14 protein-coding genes are annotated in these 14,495 nt (G+C 69.4%); 4 read left to right on the top strand and 10 right to left on the bottom strand.

Annotated elements, in window-relative coordinates; translation table 11 throughout:
- Nucleotides 1-36: 36 nt before the first annotated feature.
- Together groES and AC1D0A_RS10945 are read right to left on the bottom strand one after the other, a co-directional pair.
- Nucleotides 37-333 (bottom strand): co-chaperone GroES, encoded by a 297-nt coding sequence (gene groES, locus AC1D0A_RS10950; RefSeq protein WP_028275747.1) that lies wholly within the window; start codon nucleotides 331-333, stop codon nucleotides 37-39.
- 733 nt (nucleotides 334-1,066) lie between these two features.
- Complete coding sequence (locus AC1D0A_RS10945) at nucleotides 1,067-1,501, bottom strand: hypothetical protein (RefSeq protein WP_028275748.1); 435 nt, start codon at nucleotides 1,499-1,501, stop codon at nucleotides 1,067-1,069.
- A 66-nt stretch (nucleotides 1,502-1,567) separates the two neighbouring features.
- On the opposite strand from AC1D0A_RS10945, the gene AC1D0A_RS10940 reads away from it, so the two are divergent.
- Nucleotides 1,568-2,791 carry a class I SAM-dependent methyltransferase gene (locus tag AC1D0A_RS10940; protein WP_476945774.1) on the top strand — a complete coding sequence of 408 codons (1,224 nt, stop codon included), beginning with the start codon at nucleotides 1,568-1,570 and terminating at the stop codon, nucleotides 2,789-2,791.
- Between the two features lie 107 nt (nucleotides 2,792-2,898).
- Here the strand turns inward: AC1D0A_RS10940 and AC1D0A_RS10935 are convergent, their stop codons facing one another.
- On the bottom strand, nucleotides 2,899-3,732 hold the full coding sequence (locus AC1D0A_RS10935) for a shikimate 5-dehydrogenase (RefSeq protein ID WP_476943771.1): 834 nt from the start codon (nucleotides 3,730-3,732) through the stop codon (nucleotides 2,899-2,901).
- Between the two features lie 309 nt (nucleotides 3,733-4,041).
- Here AC1D0A_RS10935 and AC1D0A_RS10930 point away from each other — a divergent pair, with 309 nt between their 5' ends.
- Complete coding sequence (locus AC1D0A_RS10930) at nucleotides 4,042-5,193, top strand: glutamate--cysteine ligase (RefSeq protein ID WP_028275751.1); 1,152 nt, start codon at nucleotides 4,042-4,044, stop codon at nucleotides 5,191-5,193.
- A gap of 84 nt (nucleotides 5,194-5,277) precedes the next feature.
- Here the strand turns inward: AC1D0A_RS10930 and tsaD are convergent, their stop codons facing one another.
- From tsaD to AC1D0A_RS10900, 6 genes are all read right to left on the bottom strand, one after another.
- The gene (tsaD, locus tag AC1D0A_RS10925) at nucleotides 5,278-6,378 is read right to left on the bottom strand and encodes a tRNA (adenosine(37)-N6)-threonylcarbamoyltransferase complex transferase subunit TsaD (RefSeq protein ID WP_476945773.1); all 1,101 of its coding nucleotides are present in this window, start codon (nucleotides 6,376-6,378) and stop codon (nucleotides 5,278-5,280) included.
- Nucleotides 6,375-6,842: a ribosomal protein S18-alanine N-acetyltransferase gene (rimI, locus tag AC1D0A_RS10920; protein ID WP_476945816.1), complete on the bottom strand. Its 468-nt coding sequence runs from the start codon at nucleotides 6,840-6,842 to the stop codon at nucleotides 6,375-6,377. Before rimI ends, tsaD begins: the two co-directional genes overlap by 4 nt.
- A gap of 47 nt (nucleotides 6,843-6,889) precedes the next feature.
- Nucleotides 6,890-7,561, bottom strand: coding sequence for a tRNA (adenosine(37)-N6)-threonylcarbamoyltransferase complex dimerization subunit type 1 TsaB (gene tsaB / locus AC1D0A_RS10915; RefSeq protein ID WP_028275754.1), 672 nt, complete (start codon nucleotides 7,559-7,561; stop codon nucleotides 6,890-6,892).
- Entirely contained in the window at nucleotides 7,561-8,205 is a 645-nt protein-coding gene (tsaE, locus tag AC1D0A_RS10910) for a tRNA (adenosine(37)-N6)-threonylcarbamoyltransferase complex ATPase subunit type 1 TsaE (protein WP_476945772.1), read from the bottom strand. The genes tsaB and tsaE overlap by 1 nt, the downstream gene beginning before the upstream one ends.
- Complete coding sequence (gene alr, locus AC1D0A_RS10905; RefSeq protein ID WP_476945771.1) at nucleotides 8,202-9,422, bottom strand: alanine racemase; 1,221 nt, start codon at nucleotides 9,420-9,422, stop codon at nucleotides 8,202-8,204. The genes tsaE and alr overlap by 4 nt, the downstream gene beginning before the upstream one ends.
- A 435-nt stretch (nucleotides 9,423-9,857) precedes the next feature.
- Nucleotides 9,858-10,949 (bottom strand): carbohydrate kinase family protein, encoded by a 1,092-nt coding sequence (locus AC1D0A_RS10900; RefSeq protein WP_243181045.1) that lies wholly within the window; start codon nucleotides 10,947-10,949, stop codon nucleotides 9,858-9,860.
- Nucleotides 10,950-11,042: 93 nt separating this feature from the next.
- Between AC1D0A_RS10900 and AC1D0A_RS10895 the strand changes: the two genes are divergently transcribed.
- Nucleotides 11,043-12,467, top strand: a complete 1,425-nt coding sequence (locus AC1D0A_RS10895) for a family 4 glycosyl hydrolase (RefSeq protein ID WP_476945770.1) — start codon at nucleotides 11,043-11,045, stop codon at nucleotides 12,465-12,467.
- A gap of 60 nt (nucleotides 12,468-12,527) precedes the next feature.
- Here the strand turns inward: AC1D0A_RS10895 and AC1D0A_RS10890 are convergent, their stop codons facing one another.
- Nucleotides 12,528-13,055, bottom strand: coding sequence for an N-acetyltransferase family protein (locus tag AC1D0A_RS10890; RefSeq protein ID WP_476945769.1), 528 nt, complete (start codon nucleotides 13,053-13,055; stop codon nucleotides 12,528-12,530).
- Between the two features lie 131 nt (nucleotides 13,056-13,186).
- Here AC1D0A_RS10890 and mshA point away from each other — a divergent pair, with 131 nt between their 5' ends.
- Entirely contained in the window at nucleotides 13,187-14,452 is a 1,266-nt protein-coding gene (gene mshA / locus AC1D0A_RS10885) for a D-inositol-3-phosphate glycosyltransferase (protein ID WP_476945768.1), read from the top strand.
- Nucleotides 14,453-14,495 lie beyond the last annotated feature (43 nt).

The raw sequence follows: 14,495 nt of genomic DNA, 5'->3' as shown, positions 1-14,495 counted from the left end.
ATTGCGAAGGATCGGCTGCGCGGGGGTCCAAGAGAGTTACTTTACGACGATCGCCAGAACGTCGCGGGCGGAGAGTACGAGGTACTCGGTGCCGCCGGTCTTGACTTCGGTTCCGCCGTACTTGGAGTAGATGACGACGTCGCCGACGGCAACGTCAACGGGAACGCGGTTGCCGTTGTCATCGAAGCGGCCGGGGCCTACTGCAACAACTTCGCCTTCCTGCGGCTTCTCCTGCGCGGAGTCCGGGATAACCAGGCCGGAAGCCGTGGTCTGCTCGGCTTCGAGCGGGCGGACAACAATACGATCCTCAAGAGGCTTAATAGAGACCGACACTCGGACCTCTCCTTTTCGTCAGCAAATTCGTGGACTATGAAGCGGTGATGCCAAGGCGCACAGACCGTCGTCGCGGTGCCGGCAGCGTGCCTGGCGGAACGCGCTTCATGTGTTAGCACCCTCCTAGGGAGAGTGCTAATGACGACTCTATGTAAATGGTTAGCACTCGGTCAAGGCGAGTGCCAGAAATTCGTTCCGGGTGAACATTTCCCCCCGTGGGACATGCCCATTTTTTGCTGCGGCCAGAGGACACTTGGGCCTCATGCTCACTGCCCGCGCTGAGCGATGGACATGCCCAACGGATACGGGCCGCCGGAGCGGAAATATCCAACGTGCGTGGGCTGCCCGGGAGGACATGCCCATTCTTCGTTGCGGCCAGAGGACACTTGGGCATCATGCTCTGTGCCCCTGCTGAGCGATGGACATGCCCAACGACGGCGGCCGGGCCAGAGGGCCATGCCCATTCTTCGTTGCGGCCAGAGGACACTTGGGCCTCATGCTCTGTGCCCCTGCTGAGCGATGGACATGCCCAACGAGCGTCGGCTACCCGGGAGGAAATGCCCACTCTTGAAGCTCAGCGGTGGACATACCCAACGGGTGCGGGCTACCGGGGAGGACATGTCCATTCGCGGCGCAGGAGGCTGGGCATGTCCCGTGGCCCGTGGCCGTTGGCACTGCCTGGCGGTGCGGGCGCCTGCCCATTAGCCCGCCCATTCGCGCGCCTACTGGCTGGCTACTGGTCTGCGAGGTCGTCGAAGTCCACGTCCTCGCCGTCGTCTTCGTCCGTGTTCTGGCCCTCGTCATTCCGGTGCCGGAACATCAGCACGGCGCCGGCGGCGGCCAGCAGAATGCCGGCGATGAGGAAGATGATGCCGCCGAGCCGGGCCGCGGCATAGGTCTCGCGGATGGCCCTGGCCTCGTCCGTGGCGTCCTGGACGTTCTTGCCGCCGACGGAATACACGGTGGCGTTGAAGGAATCGAGGAAGAAGATAATCACCAAAAGTGCGACGGACACGACTGCGATCACCGCTCCGGCGATCAGCGCCGGTTTTGCGTAGCGGGCCAGTCCCTGCGGGCGCCGGCGCTCCTGCCCGGCGTCGTCGTTGCCGACCGTGTCCTGCCCGGCCGTGTCCGCTGAGATGCTGTCGCCTGTGCCGCTGTCTTCCATGCCATCAAGCCTAGCCCCCGCCGTCCGGTCACAGCGCGCCCGCGGACCTCAACTACGCTGGATGGCATGACTGACGCACCGCAGGAACATATTGCCCCGATCCTCACCCCCGAGGGCTGGGAGCTGCTGGCGTCGTTGGGCCCGTACCGCGAGGACGAGGCCTTCCGCCTCACGGCGTCGCTGCGCAAGGCCGGCCACTCCCCCGAGCTGGTCTCGGCCGTGCTCACCCAGTCCCGGCTGCGGACCAAGGCCGAGGCCAAATTCGGCGAATTCGCCCGGCAGATGATTTTCACCAAGGCCGGCCTGGAACAGGCCACCCGGCTCACGGTGGCGGCACGGCACGCGCAGCGGTTCGCGGAGGCCGGGATCGGCCACGTCGCGGATCTCGGCTGCGGGCTCGGGGCGGACTCCATGGCCCTGGCATCCCTGGACCTGGTGGTCACCGCCGTGGAAATGGACGAGGCCACAGCCGCCTGCGCCACGATGAACCTGATCCCGTTCCGCAATGCCACGGTGGTCCATTCCGATGCCACGTCGGTGTCGCTCGAGGGGGTCGACGGCGTCTGGCTCGACCCGGCCCGGCGCACGACGTCCACCTCGGGTACCAAACGGATCTGGGATCCGGAGGATTTCTCCCCGCCGCTGTCCTTCGTGGAGTCACTCGCCGGCTCCGGCCGCGCCGTCGGCGTGAAGATGGGACCGGGCATGCCGCACGATTCCGTGCCGGCCGGCTGCGAGGCGCAGTGGGTCTCCGTGGGCGGGGACGTGACCGAGGTGGCCCTGTGGTTCAACGCGGTGCGGCGTCCCGGGGTGCGGCGCGCGGCCCTCGTGCTCGGGCCCCTTGGTTCCGCTGAACTCACCAGCGGCGAGGACTTCGGTGCCGGCCCGGTGGCGCCCGTGGGACCCGTGGAGGGGTACCTGTACGAGCCCGACGGCGCGGTGATCCGCGCCGGCCTGGTGGCCGACGTCGCCCTCCAGCTGGGCGGGCACCTCGTGGACGAGCACATCGCCTACATCTGCGCCCCGGGGCTGCATGACACCCCGTTCGCCAAGGCCTACAGGGTCCTGGAGGTGATGCCGTTCAACGTCAAGGCACTCAAGGCCTGGGTCAAGGATCAAGGCATCGGAGTCCTGGACATCAAGAAGCGCGGTATGGCTGTCACGCCCGAAGAACTGCGCAAGCAACTCCTGCCCGGCGGCAGCGCAAAGCACAAGGACAAGAAAGCAGCCACCCTGGTCCTCACCAGGATCGGCGAGGACCGGGTGGCCGTCTCGGTGGAGCCCGTCTAGCCCGCCAGCGGGACCCCGCCAGCGGGATCCCACCGGCGCAGTGCCCCGCCGCCGGATCTCAGCGAAGCGGCCGGGCAACTGGGCTACAGGGCTAGTGGGCCAGATGGCTACTGGGCCCGCGTGAAGTCCTCGGCTGCCCGGATTTGCTCGTCGGTCGGCCGGACGCCGGTGTACAGCACGAACTGCTCGAGCGCCTGGATCGTGGCGACCTCGGCTCCGGTGATCACGGTCTTGCCGACCGCGCGGCCAGCCTTGATCAGCGGTGTCTCGGCCGGGAGCGCGACGACGTCGAAGACTACCTTGGCGGCGTCGATGGCCTCCTGCGGGAACGGCAGCGCGGCGGCGTCCGGGCCTCCGGCCATCCCGATGGGGGTGACGTTGATGAGCATGTCCGCCGTGCCGGTACCGGACGCCGCAGAACCAAGGTCCGGGCGCCAGGCGAAGCCGTACTGTTCGGCCAGGGCGCGGCCGGGGCCCTCGTTGCGGGCCACGACGGTCACGTCCTTGAACCCGGCATCCCGCAGCGCGGCCACGGTGGCCTTAGCCATGCCGCCGGCGCCCAGGACCAGCACCGAGTAGTCCGTGGGGACTGCATTGCTCTGCAGGAGCTGCTCAATTGCGGTGTAGTCGGTGTTGTACGCCGTGAGCCGGCCTCCGTCGTTGACGATGGTGTTGACCGAGTCGATGGCCTTCGCCGACGGGTCCATGACGTCAACGAGGGCGATCACGTCCTCCTTGTAAGGCATGGACACGGCGCAGCCGCGGATGCCGAGGCCGCGCACCCCGGCGATCGCCTGGGCGAGGTCGGTGGGGGCAAAGGCCTTGTAGATCCAGTTCAGGCCCAGCTGTTCGTACAGGTGGTTGTGGAAGCGCGTCCCGTTGTTGCTGGGCCGGGCCGAGAGCGAGATACACAGGGTCATGTCTTTGTTCAGAATGGGCACAGCTCCATTAAACGCCAGGATCGCTCCGGCTACCCGCAGCCCAACGCGCAACCGCGCGCGCCGTCGCTGACCAGCGATGTTGTGAATACACTCACGCACCAGCGGCAACTTTGACACCGTCCTGGGGCCGCCCCTGCACTAGACTTGGACCACCCGTAGCCCTGCCGGCCGCCCGGCTGGCGCACTGGTGTGTGGGAAATTGCACGTGACACCGCCGGTGCCATGTCCAGAGGCATGTCCGAGGACGTTTGCCGGCGCATTTCCCCGCCAGGACCACGGCCAGCGACAGCAGAACAGTGAAGGGACCACATGAAGATCGAGTTCGCTTCATCAAGGCAGTCGACTCTTGGCGTGGAATGGGAGCTGGCGCTCGTCGACGCCGAGACCGGTGAGCTGGCCTCCGTGGCGAACCAGGTGCTGCGCGGCGTCGCGGCCCGGCATCCCGAACTCAATGAGGACGACGAGCACCCACACATCAAGCAGGAGCTGCTGCTGAACACCGTGGAGCTCGTCACCGGCATCTGCACCACCGTCGCGGAGGCCAAGGCGGACCTGAGCAGCTCGCTCGCGGCTGTCCGGGACGTGACCGATCCGATGGGCGTGGAGATCTTTTGCGCCGGAAGTCACCCCTTCAGCCCGCCCCAGCTGCAGCCCGTCACGGACAAGGCACGCTACGCCAAGCTCATTGACCGGACCCAGTGGTGGGGCCGGCAGATGGTCATTTACGGCGTCCATGTGCACGTCGGACTGGACAGCCGGGACAAGGTCCTTCCGGTGCTGGACGGCCTGGTCAACTACTTCCCGCACTTCCAGGCGCTCTCCGCGTCCAGCCCGTTTTGGGGCGGCGAGGACACCGGATACGCCTCGCACCGCGCCCTCATGTTCCAGCAGTTGCCCACCGCCGGGCTGCCGTTCCAGTTCGCCAGCTGGGAGGACTACGAGTCCTACGTCCAGGACATGTTCACCACCGGCGTGATTGACACGCTCTCCGAGATCCGGTGGGACATCCGCCCCGTTCCGGCGCTTGGCACCATCGAGATGCGCATTTGCGACGGCCTGGCGACCCTCGAGGACGTCGGGGCGATCGCGGCGCTGACGCAGTGCCTTGTCGACGAATTTTCCACCACGCTAGAAAACGGCGGCACCATTCCCACGATGCCCCCGTGGCACGTGCAGGAAAACAAGTGGCGCGCGGCCCGGTATGGCTTGGACGCGATCATCATCCTCGACGCCGACGGCAACGAGCAGCTCGTAACGGAGCACCTGCGCGAGACGCTCAAGCGGCTTGAGCCGGTGGCGGCGAAGCTGGGCTGCAGCGCCGAACTGGCCGACGTCGAGAAGATCATCGAGCGCGGCGCCGGCTACCAGCGGCAGCGCCGGGTCGCCGCCGAGCACGGCGGGGACCTGCGCGCCGTCGTCCTGGACCTGGTCAAGCAGATGCGCCAGGGCCCGGACGCCTAGCTCCGGCGCCCAACAGCCACCACGCAGGCGGCCGGAGCCCCAGGCCGTCCTAGCTTCACGCGGACGAAGCCTCAGGCTGTGGCCTCAGGCGGAGACGGTCGTGACCGGCATTGAGGAATCCGGGGCAAAGCCGATCCCGCTCGGTTGCACGCCGGCCATCACCAGTTGCGCCCCGAGCGCGGCCACCATGGCGCCGTTGTCCGTGCACAGCGGCAACGGCGGCACCGTCAGCCGGATGCCGGCCGCACTGCAGCGTTGTTCGGTGAGCTGGCGCAGCCGCGAGTTGGCGGCGACCCCGCCACCCAGGAGGACCTCCGTGATGCCGTTTTCGCGGCAGGCGAGCACCGCCTTGGCGGTGATGACATCCACCACGGCTTCCTGGAAGGCCGCGGCGATGTCTGCCACGGGCACGTCCTCGCCACGGGCCTCGAACTGCTCCACGCAGCGGGCGACGGCGGTCTTGAGCCCGCTGAAGGACCAGTCGTAGCGGTGCGGTCCGGGTTCCTCGGCGGTCCCCATGTACTTGGGCTGTGTGAGCCCGCGCGGGAACCGGATGGCTTTGGCGTTGCCCGTGCGCGCGAGCTTGTCGATGGCCGGGCCGCCCGGGTAGCCCAGGCCCAGGAGCCGTGCCACCTTGTCATACGCTTCGCCGGCGGCGTCATCGATCGTGGAGCCCAGCAGCTCGACGTCGTCCGTGATGCTCCGGATCCGCAGGATCTCGGTGTGGCCGCCGGAGACCAGGAGCGCGCCCATATTCTCCGGCAGGGCGTGCGGCGTTGTTTGCGGCGACGGCGCGCCGGCGCCCTGCTGCAGGAGCCCGACGCCGACATGCGCCACCAGGTGGTTGATGGCGTAGAGCGGTTTGCCGGTGGCGACGGCGAGCGCCTTGGCCGCGCATACCCCCACCATGAGGGCACCTGCCAGGCCCGGCCCTGAGGTGACGGCGATCGCGTCGATGTCCGCGAGCGTCACTCCCGCCTCCGCGAGGGCCTCCTCGAGGGTGGGGACGAACGCGTCGAGGTGGGCGCGGGAGGCGATCTCGGGGATCACGCCGCCGAAGCGGACGTGTTCGTCCATGGAGGACGAGACGGTGTTCGTCAGCAGGGTGGTCCCCCGGACGATGCCGACACCGGTTTCGTCGCACGAGGACTCAATGCCGAGCACGAGCGGCTGGGTGCGGTTCATGGTCGGCCTGCTTCCGTTGGCTGGGGGCTGAGCGGTTCACGGGGCAGCTGGAGCCGCATGATCAGGGCGTCGACGCCGTCGCGGTAGTAGCGGGGCCGGACGTGGATCTGTTCGAAGCCGAAGCGCAGGTAGAGCTGCTGGGCCCGGGGGTTGTCCGCCCTGACCTCGAGCAGCACGTCCTGGGCGTGCCGGCGCCGGCTTTCCGCGATCAGCTCGGTGAGCAGGGCAGAGCCGATGCCCTTGCCTTCCTGCTCCGGCACCACGGCGATGGTCTGGACGTCCGAGATCGGTTCGATGCACATGAGCCCGGCATAGCCCACGATCCCGCCGTGGACTTCCGCCACGAGGTAGCGGCGGGTATCCACCTGCGCCAGCTCGTCGTGGAACATCTGCAGCGGCCAGGCATCCACGGGAAAGAGCCGGAGTTCCAGGGCGTGGATGGCGGGGACGTCCGCGGCGTCCATGTCCCGCAGGGTGACCCCGCCGGGCAGCCGGACGGCTCGCTCCGCGCTCACAGGGCACGCTTCCGGGGTCCGGGCACCTGGGCGTCGGATTCGCGCAGGTACAGGGGGGTGGAGTCCAGGAGCTGTTCCCCCGCGGAGAGCCGGGCGAGTGCGAACTGGCCGAGCGAGAGGGCCTCCGGCTGGCGGGTGCTGAATTCCGCGACCGCCTTGACGGCGTCGGAGTAGATTCCTGCCCCGGCACCGTAGACGGGCAGATCCGGCAGGTCCGCGGCGAATCCCACGTGCGGGCCGTCCTCCAGATGCGGCAGCTGGGCATCGGAGAGGGTGTACCGGGCCCAGTACACTTCCTTGCGGCGCGCATCGGTGGCGACAATGAACTCCGCTGCCGAGTCGGTGGATTCGGCTACTTCCAGGGCGATCGCGTCCAGGCTCATGACGCCGTACAGCGGCTTGCCCCAGACAAAAGCGAGGGTGCGGGCCGTGACGATCCCGGAGCGCAGCCCCGTGAACGGGCCGGGGCCGACGCCGGTGACGATAGCGTCGACGTCGTGCCCGCTGACTCCGGCCTCAGCCAGGAGCCCGTCGATCCCCGGGGCCAGGACCTCCGCGTGGGTGCGCGTGTCCTCGGTGGCGAAGCTGGCGAGCACGGATTCCGGCGCATCATCGGAGACCAGGGCGGCGCTGGCGACAGCTGAGGTGTCGATGGCGAGGATCAGCATCAGGGATTCCGTTCCGGGGTCTGGGGCGTGGTCCCGGGCAGGGGCCCGGCGCCGGGCATGGTCTCGGCGCCGGGCAGCGTCGGCGCTTCGGCCCAGCGCGGGCCGAAGCCGCGGATCACGACGGTCCGCGGTTCGTCGTCGTCGTCCGTGTCGAAATCCAGAACGGGACTGGCGCCGGTTTCGGCTGGGGTTTCGGGGGTTTCGGCGGAAGCGGCGGCGCCTCCGAGGGTGCGGTGGAGTTCGACCTCCAGCCAGCTGTCGCTGAGGTGCTCAACCCGGCCGCGGCCCCACTCGACCACCGTCACGGCGCTGTCCATGGTGTTTTCAAGATCGATGTCGTCGATTTCAGCGGCCGACTCCAGCCGGTAGGCGTCCACATGCACCAGGTCCGGTCCGCCCGGCCGGGGTCCTCCGGGCAGGTTGGGGTGGATGCGCACCAGGACAAAGGTCGGCGAGATGATGCCGGCCCGCACTCCCAGGCCCTCCCCCAGCCCCTGCGTGAACGTGGTCTTGCCGGCACCCAGTTCGCCGGTCAGGACCAGCAGATCGCCGGTTTCCAGCACGGCGCCGAGGGCCGCGGCGAGCGCATGCGTCTGCGCCGCCGTGTGGACCTCAAGGCTCCGTTCCCACGCGGGCGCGCTCACGGCCGCTCTTCGCCGGTGGAGGGCTCTTCGTTCAGGTAGCGGCGCGGCACGCGGGGGCTGATCCTGGTGACGATCTCGTAGTTGTTGGTACCGGCGGCCTTGGCCCAGTCATCGGCTGTGGGTCCGCCGTCGGCGCCGTCGCCAAACAGCACTACCTCGGCGCCGAGGATGCTCGGGCCTCCAGCCGCCACGTGGCGGGGTCCGAGGTCGATCACCATCTGGTCCATCGCAATGCGGCCCACTACCGGATAGTTCGCGCCCTCGACCCGGACGGGGCCACCCGTGGCGATGCGCGGCACGCCGTCGGCGTAGCCCAGCGGGATGAGCCCGAGGGTGCTGACGCCGTCCGTGCGGTAGTTCAGCCCGTAGGAAACGCCCTGCCCGGCGGGCACGTCCTTGCAGTGCGAGACCACCGTGCGGACCGTCATGGCCGGGCGCAGCCCGAGCTCGGCCGGACTTTGCCCTTCGAACGGCGACAGCCCGTACAGGCCCAGCCCCACGCGGACCAGGTCAAAGTGGGTGTCCGGCCGGGAGAGGGTGGCCGGGGTGTTGGCGAGGTGGCGGACCTCGGGGTCCACGCCGGCGTCCTGGGCGACGGCGAGGACCTGGCGGAACGCGGCGAGCTGCTCGTCGGTTTCGGGCCGTTCGGGTTCGTCGGCGACGGCCAGGTGGGAGAAGATCCCCACGACCCGGAGCAGGCCCTGGTCCTGGTGTTCCATGGCTTCGCCGACCAGGCTGTCCCAGGCATCGAGGGTGGCGCCGTTGCGGCCGAGCCCGGTGTCGACCTTCAGGTGGACGCGGGCGGGCCGTTCCTGCTCGCGGGCCGCGGCCACGATCCGGTCCAGTTCCCAGCCCGAGCAGCCGATGTCGATTCCTGCGGCCACTGCGGCGGCGAAGTTGCTGTCCGGGGTGTGCAGCCAGGCCAGCAGCGGCGCCTCAATCCCGGCGGCGCGCAGGGCGAGGGCCTCGGAGATGTGGGCGACGCCAAGCCAACTGGCCCCCGCGCCGAGGGCCGCGCGGGCCACGTGGACGGCGCCGTGCCCGTAGGCGTCGGCCTTGACCACGGCCATGACCTGCGCGGGTGAGGCCACCGCTGCGATACGGCGGACGTTGTGCCGGATGGCGTCGAGATCGATTACGGCTGAGCGCTCCTCAGCGTGGGCCGGCACTGCCGCCGAACCGGGCAGGAGATCGCCTGTTGCTGCTTGGTAAGTCACCTAACGATTCTAGGCGCGGCGCTGCGGGCCGAATAATCGGGCGGGCCCGGCCACCGCTGGACATGCCCATTCCTCCCCGCGGGACATGCCCATTTTTCGCACCCACGGCCACGCAGAACGGGTCCATGCCCACGCCCCGGCCCCACCGGAGGACATGCCCACTGGTGCCAGCCACGAATCCGGCCGGACCCCCACCGCGGGACATGCCCAATCTTCACGCCCAAGCCCGCGCACAACGGGTCCATGCCCACGCCAAGACCCCACCGGAGGACATGCCCACTGGTGCCAGCCACGAATCCGGCCGGACCCCCACCGCGGGACATGCCCAATCTTCACGCCCAAGCCCGCGCACTACGGGTCCATGCCCACGCCAAGACCCCAGCGGAGGACATGCCCACTGGTGCCAGCCACGAAAGCCCAGCCGCGCCCGCCCGTCTACGCGTCGGACTGGTGGGCGATGGTCGCCGTCGCGCGCCGCTGCGCCTCAGGCGGGACGTCGTGCACGATCTCTTCCAGGAAGCGGTAGCGGCGAAGCCATTGGCTGCTTTGCCGTTCCTTCCGGGCGTTGGCCCGCTGCCACCAGTCGGCAATGTCGCCCCAGCCGGGCGCCGCCAGCGAGCCGCCCACCTCCTGGACGGCCAGGGCGGCGCACAGATTGGCGAAGCGGAGACGGTCTCCCAGCGGCCAGCAGGCCAAGGAGCCGACAATGAAGGCCGCACCGAAGCAGTCACCGGCGCCGGTGGGATCGTAGGCCCGGACCGGCAGGGACGGGACCCACTCCTCCTCCCCCGTTTCCGAATCCACGGCCATGGATCCCTGGGCGCCGAGGGTGACCACCGCCACCGGAACCCGGTCCGCAAGCGAGTACAGGGCGGACCAGGGGTCGTCGCAGCCCGTGAAGTTCATGGCCTCGTGCTGGTTCGGCATGAAAGCGTGGAAATACTTCAGGTGGTCCAGCCGGGTCGAGGACCACGCGCCGGTGGGGTCCCAGCCGACATCGCCGAACAGCTGGACGCCGTTCTTGTGCGCGTCGACAGCCCACGGTTCGAGCTCCTCCCCCAGCTCCGCAACGGCTGCGAGCGCCGGCGGCGGGCATCCGACCAGCTCGGTGGAAGTCACCGGCGCCGGGTGCCCGTGCGTCACCATGGACCGGTCCTTCTCCACGCTCAAGGACACGGTGACGGGCGAATGCCAGCCTGGAACACGCCGGGACAGGGACAGGTCCACGTGTTCCTGGGCGGCCAGAATCTTCCAGTTGTAGTCACCGTAGCCGTCATCGCCGAACACGGCGGCAAGACCGGTCCGCAGTCCCAGCCGGGAGGCGGCGATGGCCTGATTGGCGACGCCCCCGGGGCAGCTGCCCATCCCGTCGCTCCAGATTTCCGTGCCGGGCTGCGGCGCGTGGGGCAGCCCGGTGAAGATGATGTCCTGGAACACGGTCCCGGTCAGGAGCAGGTCGAATCCGTCCGCGGCCGGGCTGCGGACGGCAGAGAGCGGATCAAATCTCCGCGCCGGGGTCGCGTCCATATACGGCACATTACGCCGTACCGCCGTCGAGGGATACCAGGGGAAAGCGGGGCCCAAACCGGCGGGGAACAAGACGGGGAATAGACTGTCCGCATGCGGCTCACGATCGCCGGCGGGGGCGGCTTCCGCGTCCCCCTGGTCTACCGGGCGCTCTCTGCCGGGCCTTTCGCAGGGCTGGTGCGGGAGCTGGTGCTCTACGACGTCGACCCCGCCAGGCTGGCGGCCATCGAGGCAGTCCTGGCCTCCCTCGCCCGGCAGGGCCCGCCGGGTTCCGGCCCGCAGATCCGTGCCGTGTCCTCGCTCCCCGAGGCCTTGGACGGCGCCGACATGGTCTTCGCCGCCATCCGGCCCGGCGGCACCGCCGGCCGGACCGCCGACGAGCGGATCGCCCTGGACCTCGGACTCCTGGGCCAGGAAACCACCGGCGCCGGCGGGATCTCCTACGCGCTGCGCTCCATTCCGCCGATGCTGCGGCTCGCAGAGGAAATGCGGAGCCGCTGCCCCGGGGCGTGGCTGCTCAACTTCACCAACCCCGCCGGCATGGTCACGGAGGCCCTGGTCCCCGTGCTCGGCCCCAAGGTGATCGGGATTTGCGACTCCGCCAGCGGCCTGGTGCACCGCGCGGCGCGGGCCGCCGGCGTCGCGCTGCCCGAGGGCACGCTCGACGGCGTGGGCTACTACGGCCTGAACCACCTCGGCTGGCTGTACCGGCTGGAAGCCGGGGGCCGGGACGCCCTCCCGGCACTGCTCGCGAACCCTGCGGCGCTGTCGGAATTCGAGGAAGGCCGGCTGTTCTCCCCCGGGTTGCTGGCCAGCCTTGGCTGCCTGCCGAATGAATATCTTTTCTACTACTACGACACAGTTCGGGCGGTGGCCGGCACGCGCGCCGCAGGTCAGACCCGGGGGGAATCGATCGCCCGGCAGCAGGCCGAGCTCTATCCCCGGCTGGCTGCCGCCGGAGCCGAGGCTTTTGCGCTGTGGGAGGATGCCCGCCGGTCCCGCGAGGAGGGCTACCTCGCGGAGGCCCGCACCTCGGGCGAACGCCGCGACGAGACCGACCTCGCCGGCGGGGGCTACGAGCGGGTGGCGCTGGCGGCCATGCGCGCCCTCTCCGGCGGCGGCGCGGCGGACCTGATCCTCAACACGCGCAACGCCGTCACCACCGCCGGGTCCGCCGGCCCGGAAGCGGGCGGCGCCGGGTCCGGAGCGCAGGTGGTGCCGGCTGTCCCGGAGCTGCCGGCCGACGCCGTCGTCGAAGTTCCGTGCCGGGTGACACCCGACGGCGCCGGGCCGGTCCCGCAGGACCGTCCGGGACCGGCGCAACTGGGGCTGCTGCGGCGCGTCAAGGACGTCGAACGGCTCGTCGTGGAGGCGGCGACGACCGGCCGGCGGGAGGCTGCCCTCGCCGCGTTCGCCAGGCATCCGCTCGTGGATTCGGATGACCTCGCCGGAAAACTGCTGGCCGGCTATGAAGCAGCGTTCCCGGAACTGGGCCGTCTCTGGCACAGCGGGCCGTAGCTGCCCGTGGGCCTTAACGGCCCGCCAACATCAGCGTCCCGCGGCACCGGGCCGGCAACCCTACAGCTTTCGGTACATCACGTGCAGGCCCACGTAGCCCAGCTCTGGGTGGTTGAACGCCTCGGGAATGGTCGCGAGCACCTCGAAGCCCATGGATTTCCACGCGGCCACGGCCCGGACATTGCTTTCCACCACGGCGTTGAACTGCATGGCCCGGAAACCGGCGTCGCGCGCGGCGTCGAGCGAATAGGCGCAGAGAGCCCGGGCCAGTCCGCGGCCGGCCTGGGCCGGGTGGACCATGTAACCCGCGTTGGCCACATGGCTGCCGCCGCCGCCCTGGTTGGCGTGCAGCTCGCCGGTTCCAAGGATCGCGCCGGTGTCGGAGGCAACCGCGACGAACGTCCGGCCCGGCGCCTGCTTGAACCAGCGTGCGCGGGCCTCGTCCTCGGCCGTGTCCCGGTCCCAGGTAAAAGTCTCCCCGGCCCGGATGACGGGTTCCAGGATCGCCCAGATGCCCGGCCAGTCCTCCGGGCCAGCCTCCCGGATGGTCCAGCCGGCTGCAGGTCCTTGTCCTGTCGTTGTGTTCACAGCGGCCACGTTAGCAGCACGCCCTGGTCTGCGGACCGAGCCTGCGGGCCCGTGAACCGGCAGGCACTTCAGGAGTAAAGTTTTATCGACATGTATTGGGCAGAAAGAAATGGCCAGAGGAAAGGGGAACCGTGTCGCTGATCCGCCGCGTCGCCTTCCTTTCCCTGCACACCTCGCCCATGGAACAGCCCGGCTCCGGTGACGCCGGCGGCATGAACGTGTACGTCCGGGCGCTGGCAGCGGCCCTCGCCGAAACCGGCGTGGAAGTGGAGATCTTCACCCGGTCCACCTCGGCCACGCAGCCCGCCGTCGAACACCCGTCCCCGGGCGTGTGCGTGCACAACGTCCTCGCCGGCCCGCCCCGGAAGCTGCCCAAGGAGGAACTTCCGGGGCTGCTGCACAGCATGGTCGCCGAGATCAACCGGATCCGCCAGCTCCAGCCGCACGGCCGGTATGACGTCATCCATTCCCACTACTGGGTCTCCGGGGTGGCCGGGCTGGAGCTCGCGGAGCTGTGGCGGCTGCCCCTCGTCCACACCATGCACACGATGGCGAAGGTCAAGAACCAGCTCCTCGAGTCCGGCGAACAGCCCGAGCCACGGCGGCGTGAGGACGGCGAGCACCGGATTGTCGACGGCGCCACCCGGCTGATCGCCAATACCGGCACCGAAGCGGCCGAGCTGGTCTCGCACTACAACGCCGACATCGACCACATTGACGTCGCCCCGCCCGGCGTGGACCTGGCCGTCTTCACGCCGGCCTTCAGGAACCGGGCCAGGGCCCAGCACGGCATCGCCCCGGACAAGTTCCATCTGCTGTTCGCGGGCCGGATCCAGCGGCTCAAGGGCCCGCAGATCCTGATCAAGGCGGCGGCGCTCCTGCGCTCCCGGCGCCCGGACATCGACCTGCAGCTGACCATCCTGGGGGCCGTCAGCGGCGCCAAGGACTTCAACCTCAAGACGCTGATCAGCGCCGCCGGAATGGACGACGTCGCCACCCACCACCCGCCGGTGAACGCCCCGGAACTGGCCGGCTGGTACCGCTCCGCCGACGTCGTGGTGATGCCCTCCTACAGCGAGTCCTTCGGCCTGGTGGCGCTGGAGGCGCAGGCCTGCGGGACGCCGGTCCTCGCCACGAAAGTCGGCGGCCTCTCCCGCGCCGTCCAGGACGGACGGACCGGGATGCTGATCGAGGGCCACAAGGCCAGCGACTGGGCGGATGCCCTCGAGTCGCTCTTCGACGACACCCAAACCCGCACCGACATGGGGCGCGCCGCCGCGATCCATGCCCAGGAGTTCGGCTGGCAACGCACCGCCGCGATTACGCTGGAGAGCTACCACACCGCCGTGAGCCAGTATTTTGGAAGCCTGACCATCCCGGTGGGCCACACACCCTGAACCGGATCCACCCACCCCGACCGCTCCAACCCCGCCCGGCAAC

The sequence above is a fragment of the Arthrobacter sp. P1_D4 genome (assembly GCF_056406115.1).
Note: the sequence above shows the minus strand (reverse complement) of the source record. Positions and strands in the feature narration are given on the sequence as shown.